Source organism: Acinetobacter sp. NIPH 298 (genome assembly GCF_000369505.1).
In the GTDB taxonomy this organism is placed as follows: domain Bacteria; phylum Pseudomonadota; class Gammaproteobacteria; order Pseudomonadales; family Moraxellaceae; genus Acinetobacter.
Window position 1 is genome coordinate 829,546 of sequence record NZ_KB850055.1, and the last position, 12,377, is coordinate 841,922.

The 12,377-nt window shown below is 36.7% G+C and carries 11 protein-coding genes and 3 pseudogenes; 8 read left to right on the plus strand and 6 right to left on the minus strand.

Going from position 1 to position 12,377, the window contains the following annotated elements; all coding sequences use genetic code 11:
* Nucleotides 1–75 precede the first annotated feature (75 nt).
* Nucleotides 76–1,479, plus strand: a complete 1,404-nt coding sequence (locus F903_RS08990) for a glutamine synthetase family protein (protein ID WP_005089528.1) — start codon at nucleotides 76–78, stop codon at nucleotides 1,477–1,479.
* A gap of 9 nt (nucleotides 1,480–1,488) precedes the next feature.
* On the plus strand, nucleotides 1,489–1,713 hold the full coding sequence (locus tag F903_RS08995; protein WP_005089529.1) for a hypothetical protein: 225 nt from the start codon (nucleotides 1,489–1,491) through the stop codon (nucleotides 1,711–1,713).
* 85 nt (nucleotides 1,714–1,798) lie between these two features.
* Here the strand turns inward: F903_RS08995 and F903_RS09000 are convergent, their stop codons facing one another.
* A complete protein-coding gene (locus F903_RS09000; RefSeq protein ID WP_005089530.1) occupies nucleotides 1,799–2,578 on the minus strand; it encodes a TorF family putative porin in 780 nt (259 codons plus the stop codon).
* A gap of 395 nt (nucleotides 2,579–2,973) precedes the next feature.
* Here F903_RS09000 and F903_RS16420 point away from each other — a divergent pair.
* Nucleotides 2,974–3,169: pseudogene (locus tag F903_RS16420) on the plus strand (KUP/HAK/KT family potassium transporter); the annotation flags it as partial.
* 136 nt (nucleotides 3,170–3,305) lie between these two features.
* Here F903_RS16420 and F903_RS16960 read toward each other — a convergent pair.
* The 4 genes and pseudogenes from F903_RS16960 to F903_RS09010 form a co-directional block, all read right to left on the minus strand.
* Nucleotides 3,306–3,445, minus strand: a pseudogene (locus F903_RS16960) (integrase); the annotation flags it as partial.
* Between the two features lie 520 nt (nucleotides 3,446–3,965).
* The gene (locus F903_RS09005) at nucleotides 3,966–4,328 is read right to left on the minus strand and encodes a hypothetical protein (protein WP_005196406.1); all 363 of its coding nucleotides are present in this window, start codon (nucleotides 4,326–4,328) and stop codon (nucleotides 3,966–3,968) included.
* A gap of 342 nt (nucleotides 4,329–4,670) precedes the next feature.
* A pseudogene (locus tag F903_RS16425) lies at nucleotides 4,671–4,910 on the minus strand (LysR substrate-binding domain-containing protein); the annotation flags it as partial.
* A 150-nt stretch (nucleotides 4,911–5,060) separates the two neighbouring features.
* A complete protein-coding gene (locus F903_RS09010; RefSeq protein WP_005196407.1) occupies nucleotides 5,061–6,110 on the minus strand; it encodes a helix-turn-helix transcriptional regulator in 1,050 nt (349 codons plus the stop codon).
* A 110-nt stretch (nucleotides 6,111–6,220) separates the two neighbouring features.
* On the opposite strand from F903_RS09010, the gene F903_RS09015 reads away from it, so the two are divergent.
* The 5 genes from F903_RS09015 to F903_RS09035 are packed head-to-tail and all read left to right on the plus strand — an operon-like array spanning nucleotide 6,221 to nucleotide 10,813.
* The gene (locus F903_RS09015; protein ID WP_034595003.1) at nucleotides 6,221–7,024 is read left to right on the plus strand and encodes an SDR family NAD(P)-dependent oxidoreductase; all 804 of its coding nucleotides are present in this window, start codon (nucleotides 6,221–6,223) and stop codon (nucleotides 7,022–7,024) included.
* On the plus strand, nucleotides 7,021–7,767 hold the full coding sequence (locus F903_RS09020) for an acetoacetate decarboxylase family protein (protein WP_005196410.1): 747 nt from the start codon (nucleotides 7,021–7,023) through the stop codon (nucleotides 7,765–7,767). The genes F903_RS09015 and F903_RS09020 overlap by 4 nt, the downstream gene beginning before the upstream one ends.
* Before the next feature lie 14 nt (nucleotides 7,768–7,781).
* The gene (locus F903_RS09025) at nucleotides 7,782–8,645 is read left to right on the plus strand and encodes a metal-dependent hydrolase (protein ID WP_005196412.1); all 864 of its coding nucleotides are present in this window, start codon (nucleotides 7,782–7,784) and stop codon (nucleotides 8,643–8,645) included.
* A gap of 33 nt (nucleotides 8,646–8,678) precedes the next feature.
* On the plus strand, nucleotides 8,679–9,911 hold the full coding sequence (locus tag F903_RS09030) for an NADH:flavin oxidoreductase/NADH oxidase family protein (protein WP_005196415.1): 1,233 nt from the start codon (nucleotides 8,679–8,681) through the stop codon (nucleotides 9,909–9,911).
* A gap of 32 nt (nucleotides 9,912–9,943) precedes the next feature.
* Nucleotides 9,944–10,813: a metal-dependent hydrolase gene (locus tag F903_RS09035; RefSeq protein WP_005196416.1), complete on the plus strand. Its 870-nt coding sequence runs from the start codon at nucleotides 9,944–9,946 to the stop codon at nucleotides 10,811–10,813.
* Between the two features lie 412 nt (nucleotides 10,814–11,225).
* Here the strand turns inward: F903_RS09035 and F903_RS09040 are convergent, their stop codons facing one another.
* Entirely contained in the window at nucleotides 11,226–12,017 is a 792-nt protein-coding gene (locus tag F903_RS09040; protein WP_005196420.1) for a substrate-binding domain-containing protein, read from the minus strand.
* Nucleotides 12,018–12,377: the final 360 nt, after the last annotated feature.

Genomic DNA, 12,377 nt, shown 5'->3' on the forward strand with positions numbered 1-12,377 from the left:
TTACGATCTTTTTACGTTACATTAAGCTTGCCCTAATTTATCGTATTTATACCAAAGTTAGTAAGGTTTAAAATTATGAGTACTGCACTCATGTTAAAAAATAAAGAGAAAAGTATTAAAATTGAAATGCCATTTAATACTCAATCTTTAAATAATGTAGAAAGTGCTTTGTTTTTAGAAGAGGTGAAAAATTATCTTTGCTCTTATCCAAACACTAAACATATTGATATTTGTTTGCATGATATTAATGGTCATATACGAGGAAAGCGTATAGACATAAGTTGTTTAAATAAATTAGCTGATGGTTGTTATTTCCCATTATCTGTTTATGCAATGAGTCTGGATGGTAAAGTAATAGAAGAAACTGGTTTGGGTAAGTTTATTGGAGAGCCAGATTTCTTATGTAAGCCAATACTAGGTAGTTTAAAACCTTGTCCAACAGACCCTGAACACAATGCACAATTGTTCCTAACAATGAAAGATAATGAGTGTGATTGTCAATTTGAACCTAGAAATCTATTAAAGGGTATATTGAGCAAATTACATGAGAAAAATTATTACCCTTGTATGGCTGCTGAACTAGAATTTTACCTTTTCAATAATAATGGCTCAGAGAGTGAGATTGCGACTAATAGCCAGTGTTTTGATATCAATACACCAAGTGGTTATCAAGATGTCCTTGACGAAGTCGAACGTATAGCAGTTTTACAAGGTATTAATATTACAGGGGTGGTTGCTGAGTCATCCTCTGGGCAATATGAAATTAATATACGGCATAGTGATGATGTGCTGGAATTATGTGATCAAGTGATGTTGTTGAAACGAACAGTAAAACAGGTCGCATTAAAGCATGGCTTGAGTGCAAGTTTTTTAGCAAAACCTGATATGCATAAAGCTGGTAGTGGTATGCATTTTCATATGAGTATTTTAGATCAGAATCAACAGAATATTTTTAGCACAGAAGTAAAAGATTTATTATCACCCCAGTTGTTAAAAGTAATTAGTGGACTTATTCTATTGTTACCTTCTTCAATGGCAGTCAATGCACCCAATGTAAATTCATTTAGACGATTTAGAATTGGCAATCATGTTCCTTTAGAAGCAAATTGGGGCGTCAATAATCGTAATGTTGCGATTCGGATACCATGTTCAGATACTGCTAACCAACGCTTAGAGTATCGTGTTGCTGGAGCTGATTGTAACCCTTACTTAACAGTCGCAATGATTCTAATGGGGACATTACATGGTTTAACTCAAAACTTAGAAGTTCCTAAGCAAGCTAATCAGTTAAAACGTAAAGAAGAACATATTTTTTTAACGACAAATCAGTTAGAAGCTTTAGCACTTTTTAAGGGAAATAATATTATAAAAGAATATCTTGGAAAAGATTTTATTGATTTATGGTGTACGGTTAAATATGCTGAATATCAGAATATTTATAATCAAATTACAGCGATTGAACAAAATTGGGATATCTAGGAGTTTACGATGTACCATAGTCTAAGTTCCTCTAAGGATATGATTGAAAATCAGGAACTCACAAAAGATCTGTTTGCGAAGTACGATTTACAAATGATTGATACAGAAAAACTAGCACAGAAGTATTCAACGGCTTCAAAAAAGATGCAGAAATTAATTTTTGCAATTTTGAAAGAGAGAGGTTTTGATCGAAGTGAAATTGAAAGTTTGTTGAAATCTAATCAAAAAAACTAATTTAAAGGTTAGAAGCCTACTTGTATTTATATGCAAATAGGCATCTAGCAAATTTTTTAATTATCTGAAACTATATTAGTGGGCTCTAAAAATATTTTGTTAAAGTAAATACAGCAGCATTTTTAACACCTTTTTTATTAGTTTCTGTAAATCCACTAGTATCTATATTTGTACCAATAATGGCTAACTCTGCACTTAAATTCATTGGTTTGTAGTTGTAAGTTGTTCCAACTTTCCAATCATAAAAATTATTCTCTGATTTTCCGCCATAAATTTCTTTATTCGCTTTTGAGTAGCCTAAGTTTGCAATTGCGCCAAAGTTAGATTGAGCAAAAGGGGTCGTATATAAAATGTTAAAGTACCAATTATTTATATCCTCACCGAGATTTTTGCTCATTGCTTCCCCACCATATTTGTTTGTGTAGCTTATACTAGGAATGAAATTGTCATTTTCGCTTAATAAATTTGTAAGAAAAACTTTGATATAGTATTCATTATAATTTAAATCACTTTTGCCAACATAATTGTATCTAAGCATGCCTACATCTAGTGTTGGTTGTTTTTTACCCATATTAAATGAGGTGCTATAACCTATAAAAGGGTCTAGCTCTAGATGTGCTTCATCGCCAAAATCTACATTTGATGCAAATGCTGAAATATAGAATCCAGATGAGTGGTTTAAGAGAAAGTTTCCTTGGAAAGCAGTATCATTTTTTGTTTGCGTTTGACCACGCCAGCGATATTCACTTGCGAGTGAAGCATTCCCAGATAATTTAAAGTTTATATTTTCAGAGTTTTCTGATGCTAATGTATAACTAGATGGTAGGGCTGAGATCAAAACTAATAATTTATGAGAATTTCTCATAATATCCTCTATGAAATAATAGAAATTTGAGTGATGTATATTAAATTTTCACTCATTTATTTGTAATAAAGTTATCGTAAAATTTGCGTAAATAAAGTATAAATTATAACAAGGTTATTATTTTTTAATAATTAAAGGTATTTTAATACATAAACACGTCATATTGGGTGGTCGTTCATATTTTCCATGAAATAAATTAAAAAGTATTGAAGAGCTCGTTTTTTGATTCTATGATTTGATCTAGATACTCTGAAGAGCTTGTGAGTGCTGTATCAATACTCATTTGCTTGGATTACTTAAACAATGATCAAGTTGTAGTTAAATAGATTTGCTGAAAAATTTTTGGAGGGAATGATATATTGCACTATATAGCATCCTATCTTTTGAAGACAATATTAGAATTTGAATATGATTTAATGCAGATTAGCTTCTTTGTCCCGCGTGAGAGTATTATACACAATGTGGGTGATGGTTTGGCACCTTGGCGTGAGCATTTGTTTATTTCAATGCTGCGTAATACGCCCAGTCAGTGATTTCTATCAGATCCCGTCCAATCGTGTAGCGGAGTTAGGTAGTCAGATCGAAATTTAATAAAATTACATGCTAAGATTTTTCTTCTTAAGTGGAGGCTATTTACCTCCACTTATTTATTTTGTGAGTAGTTTACCTCTAATGCCTTTAGATAAATAATAATTCTTTGGGAATCTAAAATTTTATGCAAATAATCTCAACATTTAATATTTATATAGCAATATGCATCCCAGTCAGCCATCAACCCTTTACGTATTCAAGAATGTTAGCAGCTTCAACTTCATTTGGTAGTTTATGAGTAAGTACATTTTCATAGAGTTCACTTGAGTAGTCAGTTAGTGTACCTAAAGCTATATCTGAAAATTATTGCGCTTAATGTACAATCAATAAATCATTGAAGAAAATTGAGTTCACTTAATAAAATAGCAGCAAATAATGAATTGAATTTTTTGTAGTAAAAATCGTAGTAAAAAATTAAATATAAATTATTTTATATATACTTATCAATAGTATATGTTTTTAATTTGACGGCCACCGCTTCCGCCAAATATCTAAATAAGCCCTTGTTTTTACAAGGGCTTATTTTTTTATTCAATATTGTGCCCCATAAAAGCCCCCATAAAATTCTGGATTGAATAAAATAAGAATTAAATGGGAAGACCGCATTAGAAAGTTTTAAATGTGATTGGTCATTGTAAGCCCATTATATTGCAAAATATTTTTACGATTGAAGGGCATTTTGTGAGTCAATAATTTAGTGTAGATTATGAGGGGCGTGGAACTTCATTAAAAATATCATAGGAGGGTGGGTTGTTCGCTAATTAACTGATTTTTCTGCTTAATTTCAATCGATGCTCTATTCGTTCTTTTCTTTAAAACGGTATTTGCATTTCAGGCAGAGATAATCCTGAAAAATATTCTTATCAATAATCACCCCAGCTTTTTTTCCGAAAATATTGCCCACCCAGCCACCTGTAATGCCTACACTAATCGCTCCAACAAATGTTCCAACAGTACCACCGACAATCACGCCTAAAGGACCTGCCACCGTACCAATGGCTGCACCAACAGAAGCACCTGTTGCAGCACCCCCGACTGTGCCTGCTGTAGTTCCAGCCGCGGTCATTAAAACACCACCAGTTGTTCTCAGCAATTTATCATGATCACGCTTTTCAACTTCTGTGGAACCACATTTAGGGCATTGTATTAATTTGTCCATAAAATTATCCTGTGTTGCTTTATTAAATGACGCAGTGGGTTGGGCTACATCAGAAGAATGGATAAATCACCATACTTATAGTCAATAGATTTTTGAATGATGCATATCGACCAATCGCGTCTTTGTTTTGATTTTAGCTGAACATTGACACAAATCTTTATAGATCATGTAAATACTTGTACTTTAATGCTGAGCTGATAAAAAAGACCAATCGAGTTTTGAGTGGACATATTTGTTGTAAAATACGCTCATATCAAAAATAGATACAGCGCTCGACCAATCGAGTAGCTAGTGGACTCAATGCTTGGATATTTTTTTGATGATTATATTTTTAAACTGAGTCTAGTACCTATCGTTGAGTAACTCGGCCATCCAGTCTGAAAATACGCGTACCGCTGGTGTAAGAAAACGCTGATGTGGGTAAAGTAAAGTCACTAAAACAGGCGATGGGCACCAGTCTTGTAATACCGCGATGAGTCTCTTTTCTTTCAGGTGTTTCGATACAATTCGTTCCGCAAGTTGCGCTATTCCGTATCCTTCAAGGCACATTCTTATATAAAGTTCAGTCTCATTGACAGCTAACGCTATCTATTACTTCATGGCCTTTGGCGCGGGGTTAGGGATTACTCTACAGACTACGCTAAATGGGCAGATCATTTGCAAGCTTTGGTTCATAAATAAATTGGGATCTATCGAATTATAAGGTACTTACTAAATTGCTAGCTATTCAACTTAATTGATGTGCTTACGGAATTGAATAGGGGTTACTCCACTCCATTTCTTAAATGCTCGTGCAAAATTAGCAGGCTGGATATATCCTAAATAAATCGCAATTTCTTGTATTTCCATATCACTACTCAATAAAAGTCTCGCTGCTTCTTGATATTTTACTTCATCTAATAAACTAAGATATGAGACGCCAACTTCGTTGAGATGTCTTCTTAATGTTCGGTTAGACATGTGCAAACGTTGGGCAATTATATCTAAAGATGGATAGCCTTTATGAGGCGTCAGTACTAATTCTGTCTTGACTCGTAAACCAATATCTTTGATTTGTGCTGAAAAGCGGATTTGCTCAGCTTCACATTGAACTAATGCTGATTGGAATGCGGTTTGATCTGCCATTTTTGTAGGCAAATCAATAATCGAAGAAGAATAACAAATTTGATTTTTTTCTTGGTTAAAAAGAATCTTGGGTAATCGTTGTAAGAAATATTGATGATAAGGTGGTTCAGACCAGTCCACTCGAAGTTCCACATCTGATAAATCATGTTTGGCTAATGCTTGAGCAGTTTGAATAACACCAATCATTAAGCATTCATAAAAAAAACGTCTCAATATTTCAGCTTGTTCAGGTTGTTGGCTAATAACAGGATGTGTTTGTTTTATTTCAATAATCGATTTTTTATTTTCTTCATAAAAATTAATTTTATAGTCTTTTAATCGCATATTAAAAAACTGCGTTGCCAGTTCTAGGGCATTGCGCAATGACGGACTACTCATTAATGCATATCCCATCGGACCATGCGCGGTCAGTCTAAGCTTTAATCCATATTCATATCCCAATCCAATATCTTGAGCTAGCGTCAAACTCACCCAAGCTAGCTTTGACCATTGAATAGGTGTGATGCGAGCATCTAATTGATTGAGCAGTGCTAAAGGTATTTTACTTTGATGCAAAATCTCGGATGCTGAAAACCCTTTTTCGACCATGATCTCTAGCAATAAATGGGCATAGGAAATAGGAATACTGGCTTTTGATAATCCATAGGGATCTTTCATTTCTATTTTTATATTGGCCGAAAATGATTGGTAGTATGTCTGAACTTCGTCTCACGCTCAAGTTTTATATCGTTGATACTCTGATCATTCTGTTGATTTGAGTATTGATGATGAGCTTACCTCGTCCGTTAAAAGATGCCCCTGTGGTTATTACAGGTGCTTCATCTGGTATAGGTGAAGAACTTACCAAACAATTCGCGGCACGTGGTTATTCGTTGATTTTGGTTGCGAGACGAGTTGATAAATTAGAGATTCTAGCTGCGACTTTGCGCCAAAAATATCAAGTTGAAGTGAATTTACGCCCATGTGATCTTGCTGATCGTGATGCAAGAGCACAATTCCGAAAAGAATTAGAAAAGATAGATGTTTCCATCTTATGTAATAACGCTGGCTTTGCCACCTTTGGTCGATTGCATGAATTGGATGCTGATCGAGAGCGTGAAGAAACAGAAGTGAATGTGGTTGCGGTGCAAGATCTGACTTTAGCTGTTTTACCAAAGATGATTCAACGTAAAAGTGGCGCAATCTTAATTGTGGGATCTACTTCTGGTCACCAACCTACACCTGCAAATGCAACCTATGCAGCGACAAAGGCCTTTGCAAACTCATTTGCTGAATCTTTACATAGCGAGCTAAATGGAACTGGTGTGACTTGTACCTTATTAGCACCGGGTCCAACTATCACAGAATTTAATGAAGTGGCAGGCATCTCAAAAATCGATGGTATGGGCGGCAGCTTGGTGTGGGTGACGGCAAAGCGTGTTGCCACAGAAGCGATTCGAGGGATGGAATGTAATCGGCGAATTGTAATTCCGGGATTGGTCGCACAAGCACAAACGCTGGGAGGTAGATATACACCACGCATCATTTTATTACCGATTTTAAAACAGGTCTTTTTGAGGCTAAAAGCATGAGACAGTTGATTCATGATTTGAGTACACCGATTGGTTTGGCGAACCTCGGAAATAAGCTGTATCGCAACGCCCAATACTTAACCGCGGTACTGGAAGTCGATGAAAAGAAAATGGCACGTTGGTTGCCAGCAGGTATGAAATTAGCAAAACCAGCTAGAGCTGATTTGTTCTGTGCTTATTTCCCAGAGAATGTGTATACGGGTGCTTACCATGAAGCAGGTTTATTCGTACATATTCAGGTAGGTAATAGAACAGGTATCTTTTGTCCTTGGATGATTTTAGACGATGACCGCGCCATGATTATAGGTCGAGAGCTATTGGGTTATCCGAAAAAAATGGGGGAAATCAGTTGGGATAATGATGGCACCCATATTCTCTCTCACGCTTCACGTCGTGGGAACATGCTCATTGAAATGAATGCAAAACTGGGAGGTGTCATCGCTGATGCGCCGTATATTTTAGGTTTGCCGCATCGTAATATCACCGGTGGTTTAGGTTTGGCATTACCTAGAGAAGTTCGGTTCACACCTAAAGAACATCCGATTGAAGTCCGTCAAGTCGAGATGGAGTTACGCTTTACAGGTACAGAGCATGACCCGTTGCATGAAATGGGTTTAGGTGAGGTCGTAGAGGCACGGATACATCGTTGCGATTTATCTGGTGGTTTGATTCCACCCATACAAATTCCACGTTTTAGAACACCACTTTTTCTGATGCGTCAGTTTAATCCACGTGTCTTATAGGGGGAGTATGAGCAATGCTTACAAACGATATGATTTCTAAAGATGTAAAGTTAAGTCCTCAACAGATTTCTGCAAGCATTGATTTTCCTGTACGGAGTTTGAATTTAAGCTTCTCAGATGAAATTCCTGAGTTTTGGTTTGCAAATAATGCTTTTTTAACAAGCTTTTTAGCTGCTTTATCTAGTGCTTTTCCAGATGGAGAACGGCAATTTATCCATAGTGTCCGTAATTATCAATCGCAGATTGATGATCCAGTGCTATTAAAGCAGGTCAGGGCATTTATCGGTCAGGAAGCCCATCATGGTAAGGAGCATGATCAGTTAAATGATTTAATGCGAAAACGAGGTTATCCGATTGATCGAATTTATAAACGTTTTAAGAAAATGAATAAGATGATGCAACAGACTTTTAGTCCAGCACATCAATTAGCTTCTACCGTTTGTATGGAACACCTCACGGCGATTATGGCTGATTACTTCATCAGTAAAAATACCCAAGATTTGGATAAATTTAATATTGGTTTACGCAAAATCTGGGCATGGCATGCCATTGAAGAAACTGAGCACAAAGCAGTGGCTTTTGATGTCTATCAATCATTAGTGAATCGTCCGTATTTTTTAAGATTAGTGATGCTAGAAACCACATTATTCTTTGTGTTCATCACAAGTAGAGGCACGCTTGAGTTATTAAAGCATTCTGGACAACGCAAAAACTTGAAAAATTGGAGTGAGGGTTTACGTTTTTTATTTGGACGAAATGGACTTGTACGTCAAATCAGCCAAGATTATTTCGATTTTTTTGCACTCGGCTTCCATCCATGGCAACACGATAACCGAGTGACGGCAGAACAGTTAAAACGTAAATATCAAATTATTTAATTCCAACCATAATTTAATAAATAGGTCTATTCGATGAAACAATCACAAACGAAACAGTTAAGCCCTTTGCAACAACCACTTAAATTGGCTTGCGGGATCAGCATTCCAAACCGAATCGTAAAATCAGCGATGAGTGAACAGTTGGCAGATCGACATGGCTCGCCAACTACTGATTTACAACAACTTTATGCTGCATGGGCGAGAGGCGGTACAGGGCTTTTAATCACTGGTAATGTGATGATTGATCACTGTGCCTTTGTTGAACCCAGAAATGTTGTCCTCGAAGATGAAAAATTCTTACAGGCAAATAGATTGTGGGCGCAAGCTGCACAGGCGAATGGCAGTAAGATTATGATGCAAATTAACCATCCTGGTCGTGTTGCGGTTTTACCTTTGTTAAAAAAACCAATCGCACCCTCAGCAGTTGGCTTAGATTTGCCTATGATGAGTGTGATTCGTATGCCACGTGCGATGAGTGAGTCTGAGATTTTGGAGCAGATTCAACGTTTTGCCAACACTGCTGCATTTGCTATAAAAGCGGGTTTTGACGGCGTGCAAATCCATGCCGCACATGGGTATTTGTTATCACAATTTCTATCACCTTTATCCAACATTCGTACCGATCAATGGGGGGGAAATCCTGAAAATCGACGACGCATGTTAATAGAAACGGTTAGAGCTGTACGCCAAGAGATTGGTGAAAATAAAATCTTGAGCGTCAAATTAAACTCTGCTGATTTTCAAAAAGGTGGTTTGAGTCAAGAAGAGTCAATAAAAATTGCTTTAGCTCTGGAAGCTGAGGGCATCGATCTATTAGAGATTTCAGGTGGTAATTATGAATCCCCTGCGCAGTTAGGCTATGCGTCTGATCGTTCTGTACAGCGTGATGCATATTTTCTTGATTACGCTACTGCACTTCGCAAACAAAGTAAATTACTAATCATGCTGACAGGCGGACTGCGAGATGCTGATTTTATGAATCGTATTGTGGCTGATGGAACAGTAGATTTAATTGGTTTGGCACGGCCATTTGCTTTGCAACCTGATTTAGCCAAACAACTATTGGCAGGGAAGTCTGTAAAAGAATCCGCGACTATTCCTCATCTTGGCTATAAACCAGTAGATGCTTATCTGCAACTGGCTTGGCATTCCGCTCAGTTCCGTAAAATTAGTAGCGGTCAGCAACCTAAAGCCATTAAAGGATTAATTAAAACCCTGATCGCATTTGGTCCACGTATGGGGTTTAACATTTTGACACAGGGTTAGTAGTCAGCCTTTATTATATAAAGAGTTTTATCATGAATAGTTTATTCAAAGAGAATCATACCATTGTTCCTCGACGTCCAATATTTGATTTTGCTCAAACACCCAACCACTGGATTTATGATGATCCAATAGTTTCACAAATATTAAATTCACTTAATCCGATTACACCAGCATCAGAGCGTTGGTTCTGTCAGACATTTAGAGATGCGCTCCCATTTATTCAAGATGAACAATTAAAAGAGGCCGCAATTGCGTTTATTAAACAAGAGGGTGCTCATAGTTATGGGCATACTCTCGGGACTCGACATATAGAGGCTTTAGGTATTGATTTACGTGGTTATACCACGATGATGGATTGGATATTTAATGACATGATTGGCCCAAAACCATTAGGCTATGAATTGAAGCATCCACGCTTAAAATCAATTTGGTTAACTACCCGTTTAGCAATGGTGGCCGCTGCTGAACATTTAACGGGTGTGTTAGGGCATTGGGTTCTAAATGCAGAAGGGCTACAAGAAGCACCTGTAGATGTGCAAATGCTACGTCTATTGCAATGGCATGGTGCTGAAGAAGTTGAACACCGTGAAGTGGCAGATGCCATGTTTAGACACTTAAGCAATAACATTGTGTTGCGAACAGGTACAGCTGTTTTTACTTTCCCTTTATTTATCTTATTGGCCTATGTAGCTGTGGAAACTTTGGTCGCAAAGGATCCTCAATTACCGCATCGATTTCGATTCAAAGATTATTTCCGTGCAGCAAGACAAGATCGTGTGCCTAGAGTGGGGTATATATTACGAGCCTGTTTACGCTATTTCAATCCTACGCATAGCCCCTTGCATGAAGGTTCAACGGAACAGGCATTGGCATATTTAAATCTAATGCCACAGTTCAAATGATTTTTTAGGAAAACTGTAATATGAATCCAATATCACAAGCTAAACATGAAAAACTGGATATTTCTTGTCTTGATCATTTCTATAAAGCTAGCTTATCCACTCACCATCTAACACGATTAAATAAGGAGCTGGGAGTAACTTTTTGAATTTACTGAGTCAGGATTTTGTGAACCTCATAAAATATATTTGAATTGCTATTCTCACAGACTAACCGACCACTCAAAAAAAAGTAACAGAAGCAAAATGATTGTCGAGAGGGAAATTGGCACGGCCAATCCATTAAAAAGCACCCTGCAAATTAGACGAATGTTGTCTAACTTTGAGGGTGTAGTTCAATCAAAGATGGAGTTTTTTGTGGGTCAAATAGCTTAGATTCAAAGTACACAACTACATTGTGTAAGATCAAAAAATCTTATTTGATTTGTTCTAAACCTTGATCATCGATAATTTGAGTTGCTAGGGGAGACTTCACAAATTGGATTAACTCCTTTGCTAATTCCTTATGGTTAGAATTTTTTCCCATACCTGCTGAGAATATAGTTACTTTTTGAAAAGGGGCTGGAATAGGTCCAACTAACTCGACTTGCCCATATTTGCCAGTGAAGGGCTTGATTTCACTAATTTGTTGAAAACCAATATCGAATTGTCCTTCTGCTACTCGTTTAGCAACCCGATCACCTACAACTTTTTCAGCTTTATTGGCAATTACTTTGTATTCAACAGGTGGGAAACTCGGAAAAACATCTTTTTCAAGATGTGTTCCGCTTGCACTCGCAGAATACCCAATTTGACGTGCATTTAATAATGCCTTTTTAAAGTTTTCAGCAGAACTGATATCTGGCTTTTTAGCACCTTTGGGAATCGCTATACCAATGCTAGAGTTCACTAAATCGACATGCATATTTGAGTCAAGATAACCTTTATCAATCAGTTTGTTTAGTTCTGGAGAGGCAAGAATGACAACATCGAATTGTTCACCACGTTCTAATCGATTCGGAATTGAGGTTGTTGACGTTCCCATCGATGAACCTGACGACAACTCAATCGTATGACCTGTTTTTTCCTCAAAAAGAGGGATGAGTTTTTCCATGGAAGAATAAAACCCACCAGAACTAATCACCTTGAGTGTATCTGCATAAACATCAACTGAACCGAAGCTAAAACTTGCTAAGCAAACAATTGTTATGACTGGAAATTTTTTCATGTTATATCACTTAAATTGGACGTAGTATGGAAAATGACTAGATCGATCACACTATTTATAAATAACGAAATTTTTGTTTTAAATACTATTTCCTGAGCGTCATCATGACATGGCGCTGTTGTTATGAAAGAGCACAAGATAAAAATTAGTATGAGATCTGATACGGGTTAGAAACTAGCTTGGGTGTTGATATATTGGCATTTAGAAACCTCCTTGTTCTATATTGTTATGCTTTACTTTGACTGATCTGATGCTTAATCAAATTGATTCAACTTAAATGAGATTAAAGAGAATCCTTTGAGTAAAAGAGTGATGCTTTATGTTTACGCTGAACATGACACCAATATTTCAATAATTTGA

Coding starts and splice junctions, on each gene's coding strand:
- F903_RS09025 (WP_005196412.1), top strand. CDS start 7,782: ATGCTTACAAACGATATGATTTCTAAAGATGTAAAGTTAAGTCCTCAA.
- F903_RS08995 (WP_005089529.1), top strand. CDS start 1,489: ATGTACCATAGTCTAAGTTCCTCTAAGGATATGATTGAAAATCAGGAA.
- F903_RS09005 (WP_005196406.1), bottom strand. CDS start 4,328: ATGGACAAATTAATACAATGCCCTAAATGTGGTTCCACAGAAGTTGAA.
- F903_RS09000 (WP_005089530.1), bottom strand. CDS start 2,578: ATGAGAAATTCTCATAAATTATTAGTTTTGATCTCAGCCCTACCATCT.
- F903_RS09020 (WP_005196410.1), top strand. CDS start 7,021: ATGAGACAGTTGATTCATGATTTGAGTACACCGATTGGTTTGGCGAAC.
- F903_RS09010 (WP_005196407.1), bottom strand. CDS start 6,110: ATGAAAGATCCCTATGGATTATCAAAAGCCAGTATTCCTATTTCCTAT.
- F903_RS09035 (WP_005196416.1), top strand. CDS start 9,944: ATGAATAGTTTATTCAAAGAGAATCATACCATTGTTCCTCGACGTCCA.
- F903_RS09040 (WP_005196420.1), bottom strand. CDS start 12,017: ATGAAAAAATTTCCAGTCATAACAATTGTTTGCTTAGCAAGTTTTAGC.
- F903_RS08990 (WP_005089528.1), top strand. CDS start 76: ATGAGTACTGCACTCATGTTAAAAAATAAAGAGAAAAGTATTAAAATT.
- F903_RS09030 (WP_005196415.1), top strand. CDS start 8,679: ATGAAACAATCACAAACGAAACAGTTAAGCCCTTTGCAACAACCACTT.
- F903_RS09015 (WP_034595003.1), top strand. CDS start 6,221: ATGAGCTTACCTCGTCCGTTAAAAGATGCCCCTGTGGTTATTACAGGT.